This window comes from Paraflavitalea pollutisoli (assembly GCF_029360705.1).
Taxonomy (GTDB): domain Bacteria; phylum Bacteroidota; class Bacteroidia; order Chitinophagales; family Chitinophagaceae; genus Paraflavitalea; species Paraflavitalea pollutisoli.
Genome location: NZ_JARKMX010000002.1, coordinates 415,632 through 438,591, shown reverse-complemented (window position 1 = coordinate 438,591; position 22,960 = coordinate 415,632). Strand labels below are relative to the sequence as shown.

20 protein-coding genes are annotated in these 22,960 nt (G+C 51.0%); 11 read left to right on the top strand and 9 right to left on the bottom strand.

Going from position 1 to position 22,960, the window contains the following annotated elements; translation table 11 throughout:
* Nucleotides 1–87: 87 nt before the first annotated feature.
* Nucleotides 88–3,564 (top strand): methylmalonyl-CoA mutase family protein, encoded by a 3,477-nt coding sequence (locus P2W70_RS06540; RefSeq protein WP_276480632.1) that lies wholly within the window; start codon nucleotides 88–90, stop codon nucleotides 3,562–3,564.
* Nucleotides 3,565–3,708: 144 nt separating this feature from the next.
* Here the strand turns inward: P2W70_RS06540 and P2W70_RS06535 are convergent, their stop codons facing one another.
* Together P2W70_RS06535 and P2W70_RS06530 are read right to left on the bottom strand one after the other, a co-directional pair.
* Nucleotides 3,709–4,209 (bottom strand): DinB family protein, encoded by a 501-nt coding sequence (locus P2W70_RS06535; RefSeq protein ID WP_276480631.1) that lies wholly within the window; start codon nucleotides 4,207–4,209, stop codon nucleotides 3,709–3,711.
* A gap of 138 nt (nucleotides 4,210–4,347) precedes the next feature.
* The gene (locus P2W70_RS06530) at nucleotides 4,348–5,079 is read right to left on the bottom strand and encodes a DNA-formamidopyrimidine glycosylase family protein (protein WP_276480630.1); all 732 of its coding nucleotides are present in this window, start codon (nucleotides 5,077–5,079) and stop codon (nucleotides 4,348–4,350) included.
* Nucleotides 5,080–5,239: 160 nt separating this feature from the next.
* Between P2W70_RS06530 and P2W70_RS06525 the strand changes: the two genes are divergently transcribed.
* Together P2W70_RS06525 and P2W70_RS06520 are read left to right on the top strand one after the other, a co-directional pair.
* Complete coding sequence (locus P2W70_RS06525; protein WP_276480629.1) at nucleotides 5,240–6,565, top strand: peptidoglycan DD-metalloendopeptidase family protein; 1,326 nt, start codon at nucleotides 5,240–5,242, stop codon at nucleotides 6,563–6,565.
* A gap of 18 nt (nucleotides 6,566–6,583) precedes the next feature.
* Complete coding sequence (locus tag P2W70_RS06520; RefSeq protein ID WP_276480628.1) at nucleotides 6,584–6,844, top strand: KTSC domain-containing protein; 261 nt, start codon at nucleotides 6,584–6,586, stop codon at nucleotides 6,842–6,844.
* A gap of 95 nt (nucleotides 6,845–6,939) precedes the next feature.
* Here the strand turns inward: P2W70_RS06520 and P2W70_RS06515 are convergent, their stop codons facing one another.
* Nucleotides 6,940–7,518: a type 1 glutamine amidotransferase domain-containing protein gene (locus P2W70_RS06515; RefSeq protein WP_276480627.1), complete on the bottom strand. Its 579-nt coding sequence runs from the start codon at nucleotides 7,516–7,518 to the stop codon at nucleotides 6,940–6,942.
* A 483-nt stretch (nucleotides 7,519–8,001) separates the two neighbouring features.
* Between P2W70_RS06515 and P2W70_RS06510 the strand changes: the two genes are divergently transcribed.
* From P2W70_RS06510 to dgt, 4 genes are all read left to right on the top strand, one after another.
* Nucleotides 8,002–10,470 (top strand): TonB-dependent receptor, encoded by a 2,469-nt coding sequence (locus tag P2W70_RS06510; RefSeq protein ID WP_276480626.1) that lies wholly within the window; start codon nucleotides 8,002–8,004, stop codon nucleotides 10,468–10,470.
* Between the two features lie 121 nt (nucleotides 10,471–10,591).
* Nucleotides 10,592–11,815, top strand: a complete 1,224-nt coding sequence (locus P2W70_RS06505; RefSeq protein ID WP_276480625.1) for a DEAD/DEAH box helicase — start codon at nucleotides 10,592–10,594, stop codon at nucleotides 11,813–11,815.
* Between the two features lie 15 nt (nucleotides 11,816–11,830).
* On the top strand, nucleotides 11,831–12,658 hold the full coding sequence (locus tag P2W70_RS06500; protein ID WP_276480624.1) for an N-acetylmuramoyl-L-alanine amidase: 828 nt from the start codon (nucleotides 11,831–11,833) through the stop codon (nucleotides 12,656–12,658).
* Nucleotides 12,659–12,739: 81 nt separating this feature from the next.
* Nucleotides 12,740–14,125, top strand: coding sequence for a dGTP triphosphohydrolase (dgt, locus tag P2W70_RS06495; protein WP_276480623.1), 1,386 nt, complete (start codon nucleotides 12,740–12,742; stop codon nucleotides 14,123–14,125).
* A gap of 309 nt (nucleotides 14,126–14,434) precedes the next feature.
* Here dgt and P2W70_RS06490 read toward each other — a convergent pair whose 3' ends face one another.
* The 3 genes from P2W70_RS06490 to P2W70_RS06480 are packed head-to-tail and all read right to left on the bottom strand — an operon-like array spanning nucleotide 14,435 to nucleotide 15,715.
* On the bottom strand, nucleotides 14,435–14,647 hold the full coding sequence (locus tag P2W70_RS06490; RefSeq protein ID WP_276480622.1) for a hypothetical protein: 213 nt from the start codon (nucleotides 14,645–14,647) through the stop codon (nucleotides 14,435–14,437).
* Between the two features lie 37 nt (nucleotides 14,648–14,684).
* Complete coding sequence (locus P2W70_RS06485; RefSeq protein ID WP_276480621.1) at nucleotides 14,685–15,119, bottom strand: hypothetical protein; 435 nt, start codon at nucleotides 15,117–15,119, stop codon at nucleotides 14,685–14,687.
* A gap of 17 nt (nucleotides 15,120–15,136) precedes the next feature.
* Entirely contained in the window at nucleotides 15,137–15,715 is a 579-nt protein-coding gene (locus tag P2W70_RS06480) for an RNA polymerase sigma factor (protein ID WP_276480620.1), read from the bottom strand.
* A 162-nt stretch (nucleotides 15,716–15,877) separates the two neighbouring features.
* Between P2W70_RS06480 and P2W70_RS06475 the strand changes: the two genes are divergently transcribed.
* Nucleotides 15,878–16,810, top strand: a complete 933-nt coding sequence (locus P2W70_RS06475) for a DUF72 domain-containing protein (RefSeq protein ID WP_276480619.1) — start codon at nucleotides 15,878–15,880, stop codon at nucleotides 16,808–16,810.
* Here the strand turns inward: P2W70_RS06475 and P2W70_RS06470 are convergent.
* The 3 genes from P2W70_RS06470 to P2W70_RS06460 all read right to left on the bottom strand — a co-directional run bounded on the left by P2W70_RS06470 (nucleotide 16,807) and on the right by P2W70_RS06460 (nucleotide 20,339).
* Nucleotides 16,807–18,375 carry a sulfatase family protein gene (locus P2W70_RS06470; protein WP_276480618.1) on the bottom strand — a complete coding sequence of 523 codons (1,569 nt, stop codon included), beginning with the start codon at nucleotides 18,373–18,375 and terminating at the stop codon, nucleotides 16,807–16,809. The genes P2W70_RS06475 and P2W70_RS06470 overlap by 4 nt on opposite strands.
* Nucleotides 18,376–18,422: 47 nt before the next feature.
* On the bottom strand, nucleotides 18,423–19,697 hold the full coding sequence (locus P2W70_RS06465; protein WP_276480617.1) for a Y-family DNA polymerase: 1,275 nt from the start codon (nucleotides 19,695–19,697) through the stop codon (nucleotides 18,423–18,425).
* A gap of 207 nt (nucleotides 19,698–19,904) precedes the next feature.
* On the bottom strand, nucleotides 19,905–20,339 hold the full coding sequence (locus P2W70_RS06460) for a LexA family protein (protein ID WP_276480616.1): 435 nt from the start codon (nucleotides 20,337–20,339) through the stop codon (nucleotides 19,905–19,907).
* Nucleotides 20,340–20,410: 71 nt separating this feature from the next.
* Between P2W70_RS06460 and P2W70_RS06455 the strand changes: the two genes are divergently transcribed.
* The 3 genes from P2W70_RS06455 to P2W70_RS06445 all read left to right on the top strand — a co-directional run bounded on the left by P2W70_RS06455 (nucleotide 20,411) and on the right by P2W70_RS06445 (nucleotide 22,960).
* Nucleotides 20,411–21,025, top strand: coding sequence for a 2'-5' RNA ligase family protein (locus P2W70_RS06455; RefSeq protein WP_276480615.1), 615 nt, complete (start codon nucleotides 20,411–20,413; stop codon nucleotides 21,023–21,025).
* Nucleotides 21,026–21,048: 23 nt separating this feature from the next.
* Entirely contained in the window at nucleotides 21,049–21,711 is a 663-nt protein-coding gene (locus P2W70_RS06450; protein WP_276480614.1) for a 2'-5' RNA ligase family protein, read from the top strand.
* A gap of 175 nt (nucleotides 21,712–21,886) precedes the next feature.
* Nucleotides 21,887–22,960 (top strand): PA0069 family radical SAM protein, encoded by a 1,074-nt coding sequence (locus P2W70_RS06445; RefSeq protein ID WP_276480613.1) that lies wholly within the window; start codon nucleotides 21,887–21,889, stop codon nucleotides 22,958–22,960.

The window sequence follows — 22,960 nt, the reverse complement described above, 5'->3', positions numbered from 1 at the left end:
TTAAGTGATTAGGAAATCAAATTGCCTGATACTAACGATCATTAGCTTTTTGAGCTAACTTCGCAGCGATCGTAATTATTACCTGATATGAGCTTCACTACAAATACTGTACGTATCGTAACGGCTGCTTCCCTCTTTGACGGGCACGATGCTGCCATCAATATCATGCGCCGCATTATGCAGGCCAAGGGGGCCGAGATCATTCACCTCGGGCATAACCGGTCGGTTGCCGAGATCGTGGAATGTGCCATTGAAGAAGATGCCCAGGGTATCGCCATTACCAGCTACCAGGGCGGTCACGTAGAGTTCTTCAAATACATGAAGGACCTGCTCGACGAAAACGGCTGTGGCCACATCAAAATATTTGGCGGTGGTGGTGGTACCATCCTGCCCCAGGAAATAGAAGAACTGCATCATTACGGCATCACCAAGATCTACAGCCCCGACGATGGTCGCAAACTGGGCCTCGAAGGCATGATTGAAGAGGTCGTAAAGCAGTGCGACTTTCCCGTGAACGGTGATCCTGCCAATTTCAAAACGCCGATGAAGCTGGGTGAATGGAAAGATATTCGCCGCATCGCCCGCAGCATCTCGAATGTGGAGAATAACCGGGATGGTCATGGCGATACGGCTGTTGACGGCCGTGGCCGGGATGGAGTGATGGCAAATGGCGCGACGAAAAAGTTTGGCAAAGCCGGCGCAGAAAAGAATGCCATCGATAACAGGCACCTCAACGCTGGCGCGGATAGCGTTACCACAACCAGCAATCCGCCCGTACTGGGCATCACCGGTACCGGTGGTGCGGGTAAATCATCAGTAACAGACGAGATTGTTCGCCGTTACCTGAATGCGTTTGCTGATAAAACGATCGCCGTGGTATCGGTAGATCCTTCCCGCAAAAAGACGGGCGGTGCCTTGCTGGGTGACCGCATCCGCATGAACAGTATTCATTCGCCCCGGGCTTATATGCGCTCGCTGGCGACGCGCGAAAGCGATGTGGCCCTGAGCAAATACGTAGAAGATGCCGTCAACATCTGTAAGGCTGCCGGCTTCGATTTCATCATCCTTGAAAGTGCCGGTGTAGGCCAAAGCGATGTGAGTATACTCGACTTCTGCGATGTGAGCCTCTATGTGATGACGCCCGAATACGGTGCGGCTTCACAGCTCGAAAAGATCAATATGCTGGATTACGCCGACGTAATCTGTATCAATAAGTTTGACAAGGCCGGTGCTCTCGATGCCCTGCACGATGTGCGCAAGCAATACAAACGCAACCACCAGCTCTTCATGGCAAAAGATGAAGAAGTGCCGGTGATCGGTACCATCGCGGCACAGTTTAACGATGCCGGGGTAAACGAGCTGTTTGAAAAGCTGGTCGTTGCCATTCAACAAAAAACAGGCACCTCCTTTGGAGAACTGGTGTTGCATCCGCACACCCGCGATACCAGTACCAAGAGTCAGATCATTCCACCTAAGCGCGTACGCTATCTCTCCGAGATCGCCGAGGGCAATCGTGGGTACAATGAGTGGGTGCAGGAACAATGTGTGATTGCTTCCCGCATTTACCAGATCCAGGGCGTAATGGAAGCTGCCGGAACCAAGGCCCATTATAGCAAGGACCTGGAGTTGTTGAAAAAAGACTTTGAAAATAAGCTGCATCCCGGCTGTAAGACCTTGCTGGATCAATGGCCTGCCGTGGTGAAAAAGTACCAGGCCGATTTCTTCGAATACCAGGTACGCGATAAAGTGATCAAGCAACCACTGATCACACAAACACTGAGTGGTACCCGCATACCTAAAGTGGTATTGCCCCGCTACAAAGATGGGGGCGATATTCTGCGCTGGTTGCTCCAGGAAAACCTGCCCGGCGAGTATCCCTATACAGCCGGTGTATTTGAATTGAAGCGCCAGGGCGAAGATCCTACGCGGATGTTTGCCGGTGAGGGTGGCCCCGAGCGTACCAACAAAAGATTTCACTATGTATCGGTAGATCAACCGGCCAAGCGCCTGTCGACTGCTTTTGACAGCGTAACCTTATACGGCGAAGACCCGGCACACCGGCCTGATATCTATGGTAAGGTGGGCAATAGTGGGGTAAGCATTGCTACTGTCGATGATGCCAAGAAACTCTACAGTGGATTCGATCTGTGCGATCCGAAGACTTCGGTGAGTATGACGATCAATGGTCCGGCTCCTATCCTGCTGGCGTTTTTCATGAATGCTGCCATCGATCAGTTGTGTGAAAAATACATCGGAGCAAATGGTTTGTGGGAAGAGGTCAATAAAAAGATCGCAACCCGTTTTGCGCATTTACCCAAACCTGTTTACTACAATCCTTCTTCGCCCGAAAGGCTACCCGAAGGCAATAGCGGCCTTGGATTGAAGTTGCTGGGCCTGAGTGGCGAGGAAGTGTTGACGGCGGAGGTGTACCAAAAACTGAAGGCGGAGGCCTTGTCGCAGGTGCGGGGAACGGTGCAGGCGGATATCCTGAAAGAAGATCAGGCACAGAACACGTGCATCTTCAGCACCGAGTTTGCCCTGAAGCTGATGGGGGATGTGCAGGAATATTTTATCGAACAGAAGGTGCGTAATTTCTATAGTGTCAGCATCAGCGGTTACCATATAGCTGAAGCGGGGGCCAATCCCATCACGCAGCTGGCCTTTACATTGGCCAATGGGTTTACCTACGTGGAGTATTACCTCAGCCGTGGTATGCACATCGACGATTTTGCCCCCAACCTATCTTTCTTCTTCAGCAATGGTATGGATGCCGAGTACAGTGTGATCGGGCGGGTGGCGCGGCGCATCTGGGCCAAGGCGATGAAAGAGAAATACAAGGGCAATGACCGCTCGCAGAAACTAAAGTATCATATCCAGACCTCCGGCCGCAGTTTGCATGCGCAGGAGATCGACTTCAACGATATCCGGACAACGCTGCAGGCTTTGTATGCGATCTATGACAACTGTAACAGTTTACATACAAACGCATACGACGAAGCCATCACCACACCGACGGAAGAAAGTGTACGCCGGGCGATGGCCATTCAGCTGATCATCAACCGCGAGCTGGGGACGGCCAAAACGGAGAACTTCATTCAGGGCTCTTTCCTGATCGAAGAACTGACCGACCTGGTGGAAGAAGCGGTGCTGACGGAATTTGACCGGCTTACCGATCGTGGTGGTGTACTAGGCGCCATGGAGCGCATGTACCAGCGCAATAAGATCCAGGAAGAAAGCCTCTATTATGAAAGTCTAAAACACAATGGCGAGTTGCCGATTGTGGGGGTCAATACCTTCCTGAACAAGAAAGGTAGTCCGACGGTGATACCGCAGGAGGTGATTCGTAGCACGACGGAAGAAAAAGAGCAGCAGATCCAGAACCTGCAGGCTTTCCAGAAAAGGAACGATGCACATTGTGCGGCTATGCTGGATCGATTGAAAGTGGTAGCCATTAACAACGGTAACCTGTTTGCCGAACTGATGGAAACGGTGAAGTATTGTTCACTGGGGCAGATCACCCATGCCTTGTATGAGGTGGGTGGCCAATACCGGAGAAATATGTAATCTTTCGATTGTTTGTAATACAAAGCGGCGAACCTATTGTGGTTCACCGCTTTTTTATGTGGAGGCTACTGCCGGCGTGTTGCCGGGTAGCCGGGTGGTTACAGACTAATAAAACCTTAGGGCGCCGAAGCGAATGCCTGAGCGCTAAAACCCTTTCGTATCGCCGGATGGACCGTAGATCGACGGTACCGCGATGTCATTCATGCGCATGTATACGGTCAGTTGCCCGCGGTGGTGTATCCAATGGTTAATGGTGTTTTCGATAGCTTCCAGTTTAGGGGAGGCCCATAACAATTGTCCACCGTTCTTCAGCTCAAATTGTTTATTGAGACTTTCATCGGTGATGTTGGCCAGGGCGTTATAGGCCCCTTCGAGGTGTTTATCGTACCAGCCGAGCAACTTATCGGTGGTGCTTAATGGGAACCGCTCGTCGGTGGTGAAGTCAATCACCGACTTTTCGATCATCTTCTCGATCCACCGGGGAATATCTGCCACCAACAGGGTGAGGTAGCCCATCTCCATCGACTTTTCGTGGGGCTTGAACTTGTAAGTGCTTTCGGGTATGCGTTCCAGGCAATTACGGGTAGCAGTAGACTCCGCTTTCATTTCGGCCAGGTAGACCTGGCAAAGTTGTTTTCCGTCCATGGCTATATCGTTTTAATGGATTAACCTGTAAATATGGTGCCAGAATCAGGATAGCGCCGGATCTTACCACGGAGGGGCAATACCGGCATGAACGCACCGCCAACGGTTGCCGGTCGTGTTTACCCAGGAAGCTGTTGGTCAGGCATAGCGGATTTGACAACTTTCGCAGAAGAAGGTTCTTCGCTTGGTTTTGCCCAGGTATTCTTTGTGGAAGGGGATGCCGCAACGGGGGCATATCTTTTTGGTGTGTGCCTCCCAATGCTTTTTCAATACGCCTGCCTTTTTCCAACGCAGGAATTCAAAAGCGTACGTGTGCATCTCCCGTACGATGGCTGCCTGCTTGCTGGTGGGGATGGCGCCAACTGTATTGAGTGGGTGCAGGCGGGTGCGGAACAATATCTCATTCTTAAAGATATTCCCCGCACCCGCAAAGATGTCCTGGTTGAGCAGGGCGTCGCAGAGGAGCATGTCGGGGTGGCTGCGTAAGCGTTTGCGGGCAGCGGCCGGGTCCCACTGTTTGTTCATGAGATCGGTGGTCCAGTCGTATACGTCATCGAGGTCTTCTTCTATTTCCGTCACGCTGCAGGCGTAGAAATACAAGGTTCCGTTGGTGAACCGGAGCTGGAGTTTGGGTTTGCCTTTGCGGGGTTCGTCGATACTGTATTTGCCAAACAACAATAAGTGGATGCGGAGGGTAAGGTGGGGCAGGCAAATGAGGAAATGTTTACCCCAGGTTTTGATGGCGACGACTTTTCGATTTAACAGTTTGTTCATATCGATGTTGGCAGTGCCACTGGCTTCCAGGATCTTTTTTCCGGAAAACGCCTGCATCTCTTCCTGCATGATGACTATGCTGGGACCTTCGGGCATACGGTGTGTTTTCTTTACTGCTGCAAATTGGTCGCCATGGCCGGGCAACTATGCCGCAATGTGCCGTAAATGGGGCTACCGCGGCATAAGATTTTTAGGGAAACAGTAGCTGCCACGACTGGGCAATAAACAGTCGAACCCGGCGCTGTAAATAATACGTATGGTTTCCCGTCTTCCTGTTTGGGGTTTATTGTATATCGGCCTATTGCTGCAAGCCTGTTCTTCCACGGGGAAGGGGTTGTTTGCGGGTAAAACGGCCCATGAGCGTTATGCCGACAAGATCAATACTGCAGGTTTACAGGAAACGGCCCTTGGCCGCAACTGGTTTGCTGCTGCCAGCCGGAGTTTATCACAGCCCGCATCCATCCGATTGCCCTACCGGGAGTCGGGGTATTTTGAAGCCAACCAGCCCGATGCGGCCGGATACCGTTTTACCGCCCGCCGTGGAGATAAGGTGGCGATCAAACTACAACGAAAACCGACGCAGGGTTTTGCTCTTTTCCTCGACCTGTGGCAGCCGGACGCTAATGCCCAACCCAGGCACCTGGCCTCCGCCGACAGTACAGGCGCGGATCTGATTTATTCCATTAATAAAGACGGTGACTACCTGCTTCGCCTGCAGCCGGAGCTGCTGGCCGGGGGCGAATATACTTTGGAGATCCGTACCGGACCGAGCCTTGATTTTCCTGTAGCGGTCAGTGGCCGGCCACGCATCAGTAGTTTCTGGGGTGATGCCCGCGATGGCGGTGCGCGCAGTCATGAGGGGGTAGATATTTTTAGTCCGCGGCGTACGCCTTTGCTGGCGGCAGCGCCGGGCGTTATTACTTCCGTCTCTCTAAACAAACTCGGTGGCAAGGTGATATTCCTACGGCCGCGCGATAAAGATTTTGCACTGTATTATGCGCACCTCGATTCGCAACTCGTAAGTGCCGGGCAGCGGGTGGAAGCGGGTGATACGATCGGTTTGCTGGGCAATACAGGTAATGCGATCACCACGTCTCCTCATCTTCATTTCGGCATATATGCGCAGGGTGGGGCCATCGATCCTTTGCCTTTCATCGATACCAAAAGGGAAGAACCTGCCACTATCACCGTAGCCACGGAAGATCTTGCTGCCTACCGGCGCAGTTTGCGTAATGCGGTCGTATATCGATTGCCCGACAAACAATCGGCACGGGTGGCGGCTCCGAAGGCTGGTACCGTTTTGCGGACACGGTCGGCCACGGGCAATTGGTATAAGGTGATGCTCCCGGATGGAAGTCATGGATTTGTAGCCGGTAATCTGGTCACAACGGTAACTGCTCCCTTACGCACTGTAAAAGCCGATACGGCCACCCAGCTGCTGGACTTGCCTCATACCGTGGCAGCTGTCAAAGGTTCTATTGACAGGGACACAACCATTAGGGTCCTTGGCTTGTTTGATGATTATTACTATGTACAAACCACTGATAAAACGGGCTGGATAAGATCGGCCTCCATTGATTAATTCACTCAATCTATTACCATGATCCAAGTGAGACGCAGAAGACTAACAAACAGGAACAAGATCTACACGCCAGGTTCTGAAACAACAGTTTCGCTCAATTACTCTCCGGTGTATGAGGTACTGGAAGTGGAATTCTCTGGAAACAAGGTCTATCATTATCTGCACGTAAAACCGCAAGTATGGGAAGACTATCAGAAAACGGTTCGACTGGGTGGATCTTCTGGCAGCTTTGTGAATGAGCACATCAAACCTAATTATGAGCTGGTGCGGATCGAATGACGATTTGGTCACTTTTTGCTTACATAACATATAGTAAACCCCCAAGAAGAAGGCATCGGTAACGATGCCTTTCTTGTTCATGCCTACGTAATAAGTCAGTGTGCAGGGCCTGGTGTATAGCTGGCAACTGCATGCTGGCCTTCTTTTATTTCCTCAATCATTTTCTTGTTGAATGCCGGCAGGTCTTTTGGGCTGCGGCTGGTGACGAGGCCATTATCGACCACTACCTCTTTATCGACCCAATGGACGCCAGCATTGAGCAGGTCGGTCTTGATGGCCGGGTAGGAGGTCATGGTGCGCCCTTCGATCATGCCGGTCTCGATCAAAAGTTGCGGGCCGTGGCAAATGGCTGCGACGGGTTTGCCGGACTCGAGGAATTGTTGTGCAAATGCCACACAGTGTTTGTTGATCCGCATCTGATCGGGATTCAATACGCCGCCTGGTATCACCAGGGCATCGTAGTCTTCTACTTTTGCTTTTTCTATGGGCACGTCGACTGGCAGGTCGATGGACCAATGATCGTGCGCCCAGGCTTTTACTTTTTCTTTTTGCGGGGAGATGATATCGACTTTTGCCCCAGCTTCTTCCAGCGCTTTCTTAGGGCTTGTCAGTTCTTCTTCTTCAAAACCATTTTCTGTAATAATGGCTACCCGCTTATCTTTTAGTGTTGCCATAGTTATTGTTTTTTTAGTTATGTGGTCAATAGGATTAGATCCGGTGCGCCTTTTTGCACCGACGAGGTCGGAGCGGCGGGCGAAGGATACGGATCTGGAATAAAGGTTTCAAAAACGGTACCACGGGGAAGGTGGTGGGGATGCCCGACGGATTGCCGGCACATTATCTGAACCCTGTCTACACATGCTCTGCACACTGTGGAAACATGTTCTGCTACCAGAGAGGGCGCAGAGGATGTGTAGAGTATGTGAAGAGCATGTCGAGAGGAGGCGGGGAAGGGGACTGTAGGGACCGTCGCGGGTAACGTGCCTTACCTCGGATCGTTTCCTGGTAGCTTTCTTTATATATGTAATTATCTGACAATCGGACTGATGTTGTAACGTCTTTGCCATTCATCGGCTGTATTCACCGTTGATGGATAGATTGTCACAAAACTGTAACGCCCGGATAGTTTTGCCGACCAAATTGAAAATAAATTAGCCATGAGAAAGTTGAGCCTATTGACTTTACTGTCGATGTTTTGCGTTGCCCTTACGCAAGCGCAGAATATTACAGGGATTGTCAAGGATGACCAGGGTAAGAGCCTCTCCGGTGCTTCTGTAGCACTCAAAAAAGTTAAAGATTCTTCCACCGTTAAGTTAGGTGTGACCAACAGCTCCGGTCAGTACAGTTTTGCAGGAATCAATGCAGGTCAGTATTTCGTGAATGTTTCCTTTGTCGGTTATGAACCCAGGAACTCTGCCGCTATTGAATTCAGCGGTAGCGGTGATGTGCAGGCACCCGAATTCAGTTTGCCCAAGATCTCCGGCAACCTGAAGGAAGTGACTGTTGCTTATCGCAAGCCTGTGATTGAAGTGCGTGCCGATAAGATGATCCTGAATGTAGAAAATAGCGTAAACGCTGTGGGTCAGGATGCCCTCGAGTTGCTGCGCAAGTCGCCGGGTGTGTTGGTCGACAAAGACGACGCCCTGAGCCTGAGCGGTAAAAATGGTGTGCAGGTATATATCGATGGCCGTCCTACGCCTTTGTCGGGTAAGGATCTGTCGGAGTACCTGAAGACCATACAGTCTTCTACGATCGAAGCGATCGAGATCATCACCAATCCTTCTGCGAAATACGATGCAGCGGGTAATGCCGGTATCATCAACATTAAACTGAAGAAGAACAAGTCATACGGTACCAACGGGTCTGTAACCGGTGGTTATGCCATTGGAGAACTGCCCAAGTACAACGGCGGTATTTCGCTGAACAACCGCAATAAGGTGCTGAACATTTACGGTAACTACAACTACAACAAGAGCGACAACGTGATGAACATGTGGTTGTACCGTTCTATCGGTGATACCCTGTTTGACGGCGCAACCCGCATGAATACAGAAAACGAGACGCATACCTTCAAGGTGGGCGCCGACCTTTCGCTCAGCAAGCGCAGTACTTTGGGGGTGATGGTGAATGGTAACTACAATACCAACGCCTTCAACAACTACAGCAGAACGCCCATCATCTATATTCCCACCAATACGATCGATCGTATCCTGGTGGCGAACAATACCAATGATGGTAAGCGCAACAATACCAACTACAATGTCAACTATCGTTATGTAGATAGCATTGGCCGCGAGTTGTCGATGGATGCGGACTACGGTAGCTTCAAGAACAAGAGCGACCAGCTGCAGCCCAATACTTATTACGAAAGAGACGAAAAGACGATCATTACGCAGCGTATCTACAATATGGTGGCCCCTACGGACATCAGCATCTATACTTTCAAGACTGATTATGAGCAGCCCTTCAAAAAAGGTAAGCTGGGTGTAGGTGGTAAGTTCTCTTATGTAGAAACGAAGAATGACTTCTCTACTTTCAATGTGCTGAATGCCGGTAAAGAGCTCGACCGCGACCGCAGCAATGACTTCGACTATACGGAGAATGTGAATGCGTTGTATGTAAACTATAACCGTGCTTTCAAAGGATTTATGATCCAGGCCGGTTTGCGTGCAGAGAATACCAATGCCAAAGGTCACTCTACGGGTTTCAAGCGTGCCGATCAGAACAGTCCTTACGAGGCTTATGATTCTACCTTCGACCGTAACTATACCGACCTGTTCCCAAGCGCTGCGGTGACTTTCAACAAGAACCCCATGAGCCAGTGGACACTGACCTATAGCCGTCGTATCGACCGTCCTGCTTACCAAAGCCTCAATCCATTCGAGTTCCGGTTGGATGAGTATACGTACCAGAAAGGTAATACCGAGCTGACGCCGCAGTATACCAACAGTTTTGGTGTAACGCACGTGTTCAAGTATCGCCTGACTACTACCTTGAACTATAGCCACGTGAAGGATATGTTCTCCCAGATCATTGACGTAACAGAGGGATCGAAGGGTTTCCAGATCACCAAGAACCTGGCGAAGCAGGATGTGGTGAGCCTGAACGTAAGCTATCCGTTCCAGTGGAAATGGTATATGATCTTCGCCAACGTCAACACGTATTATTCCAAGTTCCAGGCGGATAATGGTCCTGATCGTAAGATCGACCTGGATGTCTTCTCTTTCAACGTATATGCTCAGCAGACCTTCCGTTTCGGCAAGGGCTGGACCGGTGAGCTGAGCGGTTTCTACACGGCGCCTTCTATCTGGCAAGGTACTTTCAAGGCAAATGGCATGGGTAGCATCGATGCCGGCCTGTCAAAGAATGTGCTGAAAGACAAGGGTACTGTGAAAGTTGCGGTGAGCGACGTCTTCCGTACGTTGAAGTTCAAAGCGGTGAGTGAATACGCCAGACAATACACTCGTGCCAATGGTTATTGGGAAAGCCGCCAGTTCAAGATCAACTTTACCTACCGCTTTGGTAGCAACCAGGTGAAGGCAGCGCGTCAGCGCAAGACCGGCCTGGAAGATGAGAACAAGCGCGCCAACAGTGCCGGTGGCGGTATTGGTGGTGGACAGCAATAAGTATTAAGAATTTCCAAAGAATCAGCCGATAATCCCCCTTTTTTACAAAGGGGGATTTTTTATGTTATCTTTACGGAAACCGGTCAGTCGGCCGGATCGTATATATCAGACAATCGGATTAATGAATTTTACAGAATTTGGACTCGATCCTGCCTTACTGGAAAGCATAGAATCTACTGGTTATGAAGTAGCTACACCCATCCAGGAGCAGGTTATCCCTAAGATATTAGCGGGCAAAGACATCATCGCTTGCGCCCAGACCGGCACCGGTAAAACGGCCGCCTTTCTCCTTCCCATCATCAATCGGCTGCTGCAGCACAGTAACGACGGACAGGTAAACTGTATCGTTCTGGTGCCTACCCGGGAGCTGGCGATCCAGATATCGCAGAACCTGGAGGGGTTGTCCTATTTTACCTCTATCAGCTCGATCGCTGTATACGGGGGTAATGACGGGATGAACTTCGCTACGGAGAAGAACGCCCTTTCGAAGGGGGTGGATTTTGTGATCTGTACGCCGGGCCGCTTTATCGCCCACCTCAACATGGGGTACGTGAAGCTGGCTGGTTTGCAATACCTGGTGCTGGATGAGGCTGACCGCATGCTGGACATGGGTTTTCATGATGATATCATGAAGATCATCTCTCACCTGCCTGCAAAACGGCAAAATCTGCTGTTCTCGGCTACCATGGCGGAAAAGATCCGTTCGCTGGCCCGGAAGATCCTGCACAACCCCGAAGAGGTGAACATCGCCATCTCGAAACCTCCGGAAAAGATCGTGCAGAGTGCCTATATCATTTACGAGCCGCAGAAGCTGCCGCTCATTCAACATATTCTTCGAACTGTTCCTTATAAGCTGGCGATCATCTTCTGTTCGCGCAAGCAAAATGTAAAGCAGCTCAACCGTGACCTGCAGCGTGCCCGGTTCAAGATCGCCGAAATGCACTCGGACCTGGAGCAGAACGAGCGGGAGGATGTGCTGCTGCGCTTCAAGAGTGGTCGTATTCCCCTGTTGGTGGCTACGGACATCATGTCTCGGGGTATCGATATCGACAATATCGACCTGGTGATCAACTACGATGTGCCCCATGATGGTGAAGACTATGTACACCGTATTGGCCGTACGGCCCGTGCGGAAGCTGATGGTGTGGCCGTAACACTGGTGAGTGAAAAGGAGCAACGGAAGTTTGCTGCGATCGAAACATTGCTGGGTAAGCCTGTTCCGAAAGGGGTGGTTCCTCCTGAGCTGGGTCCTGTGCCTAATTATTCGGCACAAGGTGGCGGTGGTGGCGGACGAAGCAAGAACAAAAAGAGACGGTATGGTCCTCCCCAGCGGAGAAAACAATAACAATCCTGTACGACCATGGCCCGTTTTGTCCCGATAGTGTATGTTGGCCTGTCGCTGGCAGCAGCTGTTTACAGCTGTTCGCCCAACCCGTATGCGACTACCAACAAAGTCTACAAGAAACAATCCCGTACGATGGCCAGGGGGCTGGAAAGCCTGCCTCCTACCCTGCTGCTCGATTCGGTCGTTACCCCTAAGTATGCGGTAGGTACAGTCAACTTCGATTTACGGAAACCGAACTACGTCATCATTCATCATACCGCCCAGAATTCGTGCGAGCAAACGCTGAAGACCTTTACGCTCGAGCGCACGAAAGTGAGTGCACACTATGTGATCTGCAAGGATGGGACGGTGCATCATATGCTCAACGATTACCTGCGTGCCTGGCAGGCGGGTATCAGTAAGTGGGGCAATACCACCGATATCAATTCTTCTTCTATCGGCATCGAACTTGATAATAACGGCTATGAATCTTTTGCCGAGCCGCAAATGGTGAGCCTGCTGAAACTGCTGGATACGCTGAAAAGCAAGTATACCATTCCTGCGGCCAACTTTATCGGGCACAGCGATATTGCCCCCAAGCGCAAAGTGGATCCCAATGTATTCTTCCCCTGGCAGCGGCTGTCGCAGCGTGGGTTTGGTTATTGGTATGCCGATACCACGAATGTGGTGCTGCCGCCCAGCTTCGATCACTTGCTGGCGTTGAGGCTGGTGGGCTACGACCTGGCCGACACTACGGCTGCTATCCGGGCCTTCAAACGTCATTTTATGCAGGATACGCTGGGTCGTGTATTGACGGCTCCCGATGATAAGGTGCTTTATCAACTCATGAAAAAGTATCAGTAAGCAACTCACGTACTTTCCACATCTTCTACCTGTAGGCGGCGGCCCCTCTTAAAACCGCGCACGCTCCATTATCTTTAGGGCATGAACTGGCAGCAACTTTATAGTACCCGCCGTACCGGATCGGAGGATAAATCGGTGTTGAACCCCGATTTCATGCGGACCTCTTTTCTGCGAGACTACGATCGTATCATCTTTTCCTCTGCCTTCAGAAGGCTTCAGAATAAAACACAGGTGTTTCCCTTGCCCGGTGCCGTGTTTGTACACAACCGGCTTACGCATAGCCTGGAAGTGGCCTCCGTGGGCCGCTCGCTGGGTAAGGGCGTAGGCGACGCACTTGCGGCCAAATACCCGGATGCCGGGGAGGATTTCCGGGAATTCTATAAATATGAATTGCCTTCGGTGATTGCGGCGGGCTGCCTGGCCCATGATATTGGCAACCCTCCTTTTGGTCATTCGGGGGAAGACGCGATCCGTACTTTTTTCCGGGAGTTGACGGGGGAGGCCAAACTACGGTTTGAGCAGGAGTTGTCGCCCAACCAGCAGCGTGACTTTCTCTTTTTCGAGGGTAATGCCAATGCTTTCCGTACGTTGACGCACAGCTTTGGCGAAGGTAGCAGCGGCGGATTCCGGCTTACTTATGCTACGCTGGCGTCGATCATCAAGTATCCGTCGGATTCGCTGAGTGGTTTCAATAAACAACAACAGGTGACGAAGAAGTCGGGTTTCTTCGATTCGGAGATCGAAACGTACAAGCGGATCGCTGCCGAGTTGGGTATCCCGAAGGTGGATGCAGCAAAGAACGTGTATGCCCGCCACCCTTTTGTGTACCTGGTGGAGGCGGCGGATGATATCTGTTACCGGGTGATCGACTTTGAAGATGCGCACCGGCTCAATATCATTTCTATCGACAAGATTAGCGAGTTGTTCCTTGGCTTTTTCGATAACGAGTCGGGGTTTGATACGCGGGAGAAAGTAGAGACGAGTTTTAACAAGATCAAAGATGTGAATCAAAAGGTGCAGTTCCTGCGAGCGAAGCTGATCCATTTGCTGATCACGCGGGTGAATGCGGTGTTTATGTCGATGGAAGAAGAACTGCTGCAAGGGCGTGTGGGGAAAGCGCTGATCGACTACCTGCCAGCGCGGGAGCTGGAGCTGATCAAAAAGATTGATGATTTTTCGGTGAAACATATTTACAATCACCGGTCGGTGGTGGAGATCGAGATTGCCGGTTACAATGTGATCGGCGAGTTGTTGCGGGAGTTTTTTGCGGCGGTGATCAACCCAACTTCTGCCAAGTCGTTCAAGTTATTGCAACTGATACCGGCGCAATTTGTAGTGAGGGCGCAGCCGGATAGTTTGTACCCCGATACGCAGTCGGTGGTCGATTTCATTGCTGGTATGACGGACCTCTATGCAGTTGATATTTTCCGTAAGGTGACGGGGATTAGTTTTCCGCAGATACGGTAGGGACACTCGGGGCCCTATCGCTTTTGGTGTAAGTGATTGATTTAGAAAAGTTGTGCTATTTTCATTACAGTTCCATGGGAGCGCCATGGAAGCGGTATGGCAGCGAGTAGGGAGCGGTATGGAAGGTTTAGCCGGTTGGAGGCTTAACGATATTGATACTCAATGTACTGCTACCTTTCATGCAGGAGCGAAAATAAGATATGGAGGAGCGGTTTGCTAGTTTTATCGCAAGTTTCCGGAAAAATGTCATGACATCTGCAACGAGGCGGCGATAATAATGGGGGCTGGTCCGCCGGAAATGTCTCTTGTCTACTCTAATTCTTCGCAAGCATAGCCCGCGTGGCTCAAGGTATGCTCTACCACGCGGGGACTTAGGTTGCTCGCTTCTATACGCAGAATCCTGTCTTTATCGTGCATATCTACATTCCATCGGATCATTCCTTGTAGTTGATCCAGGCGTTGACTGACCTGGTGTATGTTTTTCCGATAGCGGAGATTGGTTTTAAATACGAGGATTTCCATAGCTGGCAGTTGTGTCAGGATAATGTTTGATGCGGGTTCAGGCGTTGGTGTTCTCGTTGGGTTGGGTACCTTCTTTATTCGGTTCTTCTTTCCGCGAAAAGAAGTCCTGCCTGTTGTCGTGGTCGCCAAACGGTGGTCTGCACCAGCGGTTGCGGAAGCGATCTTTCATCGAGTCGCGGAATTTCTCTCTTTCTTCCGGGCTCATGTGCTGCCATTTTTCCTGCATTTGTCTTTTCCACTCGTGCTTTTTGCCGCCCCAGCCGCCGAAGCCACCGAAGAGAATTTTGGAAAGCACGAGGATGCCCATGGCCTGCCAGAAATTGATGGTGCTTACGTGCAGTACATCGGGCAGGATAGCATTCCACAAAGCCATTACTATATAACTGAACAGGGAGATAAATGCTGCCACGCATACGAGGATCATCAATGCTTTTCCTCCCTTTGTTCTTGCCGGGCCTCTTCTATGTCTCATAATTCTTTTTTGTAGGGTTAATAATTCAATAACTCATCTTTCAGCACACTCAATCGATCTCTCAGGTGCAGTACTGCATATCTTTTGCGACTGATGAGGGTATTTACGGATTCGCCTGTTTGTTCGGACAGGTCTTTGAAGGACACGCCTTCTATTTCATGTTTGATAAATGCGTCGCGTTGTTCGGTCGGCAGTTCTTCGAGTGCGGCGTTCAGCTCTTCCCAGAATAATGTACGGAGGTATTCTTTTTCGGGATTGTTGGAGGCGTCGAACAGGAGCTCGGTCCAGTTGATGCTGTCTTCTCCTTCTTCTCCGCCGAATACGTCTTCCAGTGCTTCGGGTTTGTGTTTGCGTTGCCGGTCGGTGATCTTGTTGCGGGCTACGGTAAACAGCCAGGCGCTCATTTGCTCGATGGGCTGTGTGTTGCCGACGAACTGGTAGAATACATCCTGCATGACATCTTCTGCGTCGGCCTCGTTGGTCACCCGCTTACGAATAAAACCCATCAGCCTTTTGCTGTAGTCATTGATGACCTGGGTGATATTTCGTTTCGAGTCTCCTGCCATGCCTGGTGTTATCGTCAGCGTCTTGTTCATTGGTATATCAAGGAAGACGGGCGACGGCCAACGATATTTTAAAGTTGCGAAAAAAAAGCTAATCTATTGATATTTCGAACATTGCGAGTACAGGGGTAGTGCCGGTCAAGTGCTTGTACCTTAAAACTTTATGCCTAGTTTTGGTGCCTGTAAAAAAGGTCTATGGATTTTGGCAAGGTTCCCGATGATCAACTGAACAGCATTGATTTTACGCTTCCGGCCGACCCGGCTGTGAATGCCCTGTCGCTGAAAGGGCAGCGGGCGGTGAAGCCCCTGGTTTATATGGGTGTGCCGCGATGGGGCGATCGATCCTGGATTGGCAGGGTATACCCGAAGGGTACCAAGGAGGCGGGGCATATGGAACAATATGTGAAACATTTCAACGCGGGAGAGCTTAATGCGACCCACTATAAGATATATACACCGGCCGAGATCGGCAAATGGGCGGCGCGGGCGGAGGGCCGGGATTTTAAGTTTTGTCCCAAAGTGCCCCAGTCGATCAGCCATTACAGCAACTTCAACAATGTCTTTGACCAAACGTCTGCTTTCCTGGAGGGGGTGTTGGCATTCGGAGACCACCTGGGGCCTATTTTCCTGCAGGTGGGTGAAGCGTATGCTCCGGGACGCCGCGATGCGCTGTTCAAATACCTCGCCTCCTTGCCGACCGATCTGCAATTCTTTCTCGAGGTGCGTCACCCGCAATGGTTTTCGGACAAGGTTGTTTATAAAGAAATGATGGATACCCTGCGGTCGATGAACGTGGGCGCTGTCATTACGGATACCGCCGGCCGACGTGATTGCGCGCATATGGGGTTGCCGGTGCCGAAGTCTTTTGTGCGCTTTGTAGCCAACCTGCTCCACCCCACGGATTATGTGCGGGCCGATGCCTGGCTGGAACGAATCATTCAATGGATCAACCAGGGCCTGGAAGAGCTGTATTTCTTCGTGCACATGCCGGAGGAAATGTACTGTCCGGAACTGGTCGCTTATATGATCGACAAACTGAACCCGGCTTGTGACCTTCATTTAATGAAACCGCAGTTCATTGTTCCGGCGAAACCCACTGGCGGTATGCAGATGGGTATGTTCGACTAAGGCGCCGCGGGCGTCACTTGCCCGACGGGCTCAGTATCTCCATAGTTTTTACGTACCTGCACGAGGTCCAGTTTCATGCGCTCGATCGTTGGGAGGTATTGTTTTACATTAATGAGGTTGTGCTGTTCCTGCGGATCTTTTTCGAGGTCATAAAATTCCCATTCGTTTACTGTATAGAAGTAGATCAGTTTGTACCTGTTGCCACGAATGCCGAGGTGCTGTAATACCGTGTGGTCGGCCTTGTATTCGTAGAAATGGTAATACAGGTAGGGACGATCGAGCTTCTTTTTGGCACCGGTCAGTACGGGCAGGAAACTCGTTCCCTGCATGTAGGTGGGAATGGTGGTTCCTGTAGCCTGTATCATGGTGGGAGCAAAGTCGATGTTCTGTACCAAAGCGTTGCTGACTGTGCCGGGTTTGATGTGGCCGGGCCAGCGCACCAGCAGGGGCGTTTGCATGGATACATCGTACATAAATCTTTTATCGAACCAACCATTTTCTCCCAGGTAGAAACCCTGGTCGCTGGTATAGAGGGTCATGGTGTTTTTTGTGAGGTTGGCGCTATCGAGGTAATCGAGTACGCGGCCGATATTTTCATCGATGCTGGCCACGGTGGCCATATAGTCCTGCAGGTACCACTGGTATTTATAGGCGAGCAGTTTGTTGCCGGTGGGGCGTTCCCGTTGTATAATTTCTCCGCGGTAGGCGTATAACTGTTTGATGCGTGTACGATCGGGTTCAGGTATGCGGTTCATGATGGCCTTGTAGTAAGCAGCTTCGGCCGAATCGGGCTTCAGGGCGGGTATGTCTTCCAGGTATTTGGGATCGACCTTGAGGTCGCTGGATAATTTCATATCGGGGAGGATACTCATGGTTTGTAGCAGCCAGGCTTTGCCGCGTCCTTCTTTGCTGGCATACAAGGTGGAGGGTTCCGGGAATTTTTTATTGCGGTATTGATCTATGTATTTGATGGGGGCGAGGAAGTACCGGTGGGGTGCTTTGTGGTGTAGCAGTAACAGGAATGGTTTGGATTGGTCGCGGTTGCGCAGCCAACTGAGTGCTTCATCGGTGATGACGTCGGTGGCGTATCCTTTGTAGTTGACGGAATCGCCGTTCATGTGTATGAAGCGGGGTGTGATGTATTGTCCCTGGCCGGGCAGGATCTTCCAGTAGTTGAACCCGCTGGGATATTGGTGCAGGTGCCATTTACCAATGAGGGCGGTTTGGTAGCCGGCCTGTTGCAGGGTTTTAGCGATGTTTTCACGGGCGGGATCCATGGCATCGCGGTTGGTGCGCACACCGTTCTTGTGGGAGTGTTGGCCGGTGATGAGGGTGGCGCGGGAGGGACCGCAGATGGCGTTGCCGACAAAAGCTTTGCTGAAGCGCATGCCTTCTTTGGCGAGGCGGTCTATGTTGGGCGTGGCGATCAATCCTGTGTTATACGCGCTGATGGCGTCGGCATCGTGGTCGTCGCTCATGATGTAGAGGATATTGGGACGTTGCTGGGCGGTAACGTTGGTGATTATACAAAGCAATGCTCCTATTATAGCTGTGGTAAACCGCATGCGCTTTTTTTCTCCAAGATACTTACTTACGGCTTACCGGGTATATTTCAACTTACTTCATAGAGTTCGCCCCAACGGGTGGTAAAGCGTGCGCTGTGCAACTCCTGCCTCATCTTCCAGTTGCGGGTGGTGCCGACGGCTCCGAACTTCAAAACGTCGTCGCGCATGCTGAAGTTGACATTATCGACGATGTCCATGAGTTGCCGGTTACTGTTTTTTGTTTGTGCGGTGAACAGGTTTCCCTGTAAGGAGTCTTGCGGTACGAGGCCGCTGAGCATGACGCCTGCTTTTTTGTAGGCTGTCCCTCTTTTGAACAACTGGTCGACCAGGCTTACAGCGGGTTTTATCAACTCCTGGGTAATGGCGGTGGGAACGGGCAGTGTCGTGTGGCTGCTGATGGAGGGGCCGTGGTGGAAGTCTATCAGGTGGTCCTGGTCTTTGCTGACGATGAATACACTGATGATGGAGGCTGCGCTGTGTTGTCGGCGAAGCTTTTCTGCTGCGCGTGTGGTGTAGGTGGCTACGGCTTCGCGAACGGAGTTGATATCGCTGACGGGTTCCCCGAACATGCGGGTGGTGGCGATCATCTTTTTGGTTTTGAGCGGTTCTTCGAGCTGGATGGAGGGGATTCCTTTCAGTTCGCGTACCAGTCTGATGCCGGTTACGCCGCCCATGTGCCGGTGTGCCCATTCTTCGGTCATATTGCTTAACTCCAACGCGCTGGTGATGCCCTGGTTAAGTAGTTTGCTGGCAAATGCCCGGCCGACACCCCATACGTTGCCGATGCGGGTGGTGCGTAGTGCTTCTTCGATCTGTTGGCTGCTCGCCAATACTTTGATACAGTTGGTTTGTACTTTGTGTTTTTTGGCGTGGTAGTTGGCCAGTTTGGCGAGGGTTTTGGTGGGCGCTACGCCTACCGATACGGAAATACCTGTCCACTGTTCTACTGTTTCGCGAATGTGCAGGGCTGCCTGTTCCAATTCGTTGGCCGGTATGTGGGTGAGGTCGAGAAAGGCTTCGTCGACGGAGTATACTTCGACGATGGGAGACAGGGTGCGGAGTGTTTCCATAACACGCCAGCTGATATCGCCGTAGAGGTTGTAGTTGGAGGAGAAGACGGCGATGTTGTGTTTTTGGATGAGGGGCCGGGCGAGAAAGTAGGGGCCTGCCATTTGTACGCCGAAAGCTTTGGCTTCGTCACTGCGGGATACGATGCAGCCATCGTTGTTGCTGAGTACGACGACGGGGTGGTTGCGGAGGTCGGGCCGGAAGAGGCGTTCGCAGGAGCAGTAGAAGCTGTTGCAATCGACGATGGCTTTCATATGTGTGGTTTTTTTAGCGGCATGTAGTTGCTGGCTCTATTGGTGGATGGTGTATAAAAAGGGCCAGCCAAGGGGCGGGGATAAAACAGTTGGTCCGGGTAATGGCATTGTGCTGTTGATTCGCACTACTGTATATCGTTTTCCCGTGTTGGCTGGCCGCTGTCCGTAGGATAGGTCTAATGGTGTGGACAGTATTTTTTGGGTGAATCAGGGGGCGTGTATGACCCAGGTAACTACTCCCCATACCTGGAAAGTGTTGCAGCCGGGATCGATCTCGATGGTGGCTAGTTTGGGCGTTTCGGGTATCAGTCTCAGTTTGTTAAATGTCTTTTCCATTCTACGTATGATCATTTCTCCGTCGAGGACGGCGATGATCACTTTTCCGCTCACGGGTTTGATGCTTCTGTCGACGATGACGATATCGCCATCGTGAATGCCGGCACCTGTCATGGCGTTGCCGCGCACGCGCATGAAATAGGTAGCGGGTTTATTATGAATAAGTTGTTCGTTGAGGTCGATACCTCGTTCCATATAGTCGTCGGCTGCGGCTCCAAAGCCTGTAGCGTCGGCAGTTTTCACGTCCCATTGGTTGAATCGTTTGGAACCTTTGTAGGCCGGGTTGTAATAGATGTCGTCCTCCATAAAAATAATTTTGATCTACTAAAATATTTAGTAAATTTATGCTAAAATAGTGATCAGGTAAAAATAATTTTATGGAACCGGTGATCAATAATATGCAGCAAAGCTGGGCGGAGCATGGATTGTACGAGTATTTACTGGTCGTGGATCCTGATGTGCCCGTGCGGGATAAGGTAGCGGCCGAGAAGCAGTCTTTCTATGATGCGTTCAGGGAGAAATCGTCTATCGGGACCGGTGCTCATATTATTGTGGCGAGTTTTCTGGCGCGTGAGGAGATGGAAGGTACATTGATCCGGTGGATCCAGCGTATTTGTGACCAGGTGCATCCGTTCCGGGTAACGCTGAATAATTATAGTGGTTTTCCACCGCATACGATTTACCTGCGTGTGCAAGACCCGACGCCTTTTTTGCACCTGAATCAACAGTTGAAGGCGGTGGATGATCTTGTGCGTTCGTCTTCGTGCCCACCGGTGCGGTTAATGGCCAAGCCTCATTTGAGTCTTGCGCGCCGGTTGCCGGAGCCGGTGTATACGAAGGCTATGTTCTGTTATTCTCAAAAGGACTTTCATGAGACTTTTATGGCACAGGACCTGCGTTTGTTGCGCAGGGCGCATCAGTTTGACGACTGTAAAATGGTCAACAAATTTCCCTTCTCGCCCGGGTCTCAGCCCTGGTCGGAAGTTGCCTGACAATCATCTGTAAACGAGTTATTATGACAAAGAATATGCAAATCACTCCCGTTAAAAGGGTTCATGGAACACCCAGGGCTTTTTATGAGGATTACACCAATCAGCTGAAGCTGAATGAGTACATGCTGATCTTGCTACCGCATGAAGAATTGCGTAACCGGGTGTTGAATCTCCGGAAAGATTTTTATGAAACGTACCAGGCACCTTCGGCGCTGGGCGCCAAGGTACATATTCCGCTGGCCACCTTCACGCAGCTGGAGGTCATGGAGGAGCGGATCGTGAACCGGCTGAAGACGGTGGGGATGGGGTATCCGCCGTTCAAGGTGGAATTGAAGGACTATGGTACTTATCCCAGTCATACCTTATTTATCAATGTGGTCACCAAGCTACCGATACAGCGGCTGGTGCGGGAAGTGAGGTTGTCGCAGCGGCTGATGAAGCTCGACAATGCGCACAGGCCTCATTTCCTGGATGATCCACATTTAGCGATAGCCCGCAAATTGTTGCCCTGGCAATATGAAAAGGCTTCGCTGGAATATTCGCATCGTCATTTTACGGGCCGTTTTATTGCGGACTGCATGTTATTGCTGAAACGAAGGGTGGGGGATAGAACGTATCAGATTGCTCAGCGGTTTGATTTCATGAACCTGCCCGTTAGTACCAAACAAGGGGAGTTGTTTGTCTGAGTTCTTCAGCAGCTTTGCACACCTGATCTTATCCCTGTTTCCCACCGGTTGCCTGTTTCTACAGGTACCGGCCGGAACAGGGGAGGTGTGTTTGCGGGTAATCGGTCTGGTCCTGGGCGGATGATGCAGGGGCTATGTGGAATCCTGCGCGGAAAATTTTGTATAAACTATTACCATGGAAACAAATCAAGAGAAGCCCGACCAATATTTCAAAGGCAGGGGTGCACAGATCAATACGAGGAATCGTTTCCTTCGGAATGAAATTGTACGGGAGCATATCGAGTCGATCGATGATTGGAGTGAACCAAATGTGGCTACGCAGTTCCTGGAGGAGAATGCCAAGTCGTTTGTCAATAAGGTAGACAGTCCGGATGTGGGCATGTACTACAGTATGAATCCTTACCAGGGTTGTGAGCATGGGTGTATTTATTGCTATGCGCGCAATTCTTTTGAATACTATGGCTATAGTGCCGGGTTGGATTTTGAGCGGAAGATCATCGTCAAGCGCAATGCCCCTGAGCTGTTGCGGAAGTTTCTTCAGCATCCGAAGTGGCAATGTATGCCATTAAGTTTGAGTGGTAATACAGATTGTTACCAGCCGGCTGAGAAGAAGTTTGAATTGACGCGTAAATGTCTTGAGGTGTGCCTGGAGTTCAACCAGCCAGTGGGTATCATTACGAAGAATGCCGGCGTATTGCGGGATAAGGACATTTTACAGGAGTTGGCAAAAAAGAACCTGGTGACGGTGTTGATGACGATCACGGCAATGGATGAGGAGTTGCGGCGGGTGATGGAGCCCAGAACGACGACGGCTGCCCAGCGGTTCCGGGTCATCCGTGAGTTGAGCCAGGCAGGGGTGCGCATGGGGGTGATGCTGGGACCTATGATCCCGGGCCTCAATGACCACGACATGCACAATATTTTGAAAACGGCCAGTGAGAACGGGGCTGTGTATTCCGCCTACACGTTTGTGCGGTTGAATGGTGCAGTCAAGCTGCTGTTTCATGACTGGCTGTATAAGAATTTCCCAGATCGGGCGGACAAGGTCTGGCACCTCATCGAGGCCAGTCATAATGGGCAGGTAAACGACAGTCGGTTTGGGGTACGCATGCGGGGTGAGGGCAATATTGCCGAAATGGTTGCGATGCAGTATAGAAAATACACGCAGAAATATGGTTTGAACGATGAGCGGCTGGAGTTGGACTGTTCGTTGTTCAGGCGGCCTGGTGAGCAAGGCCGCCTGTTTTGA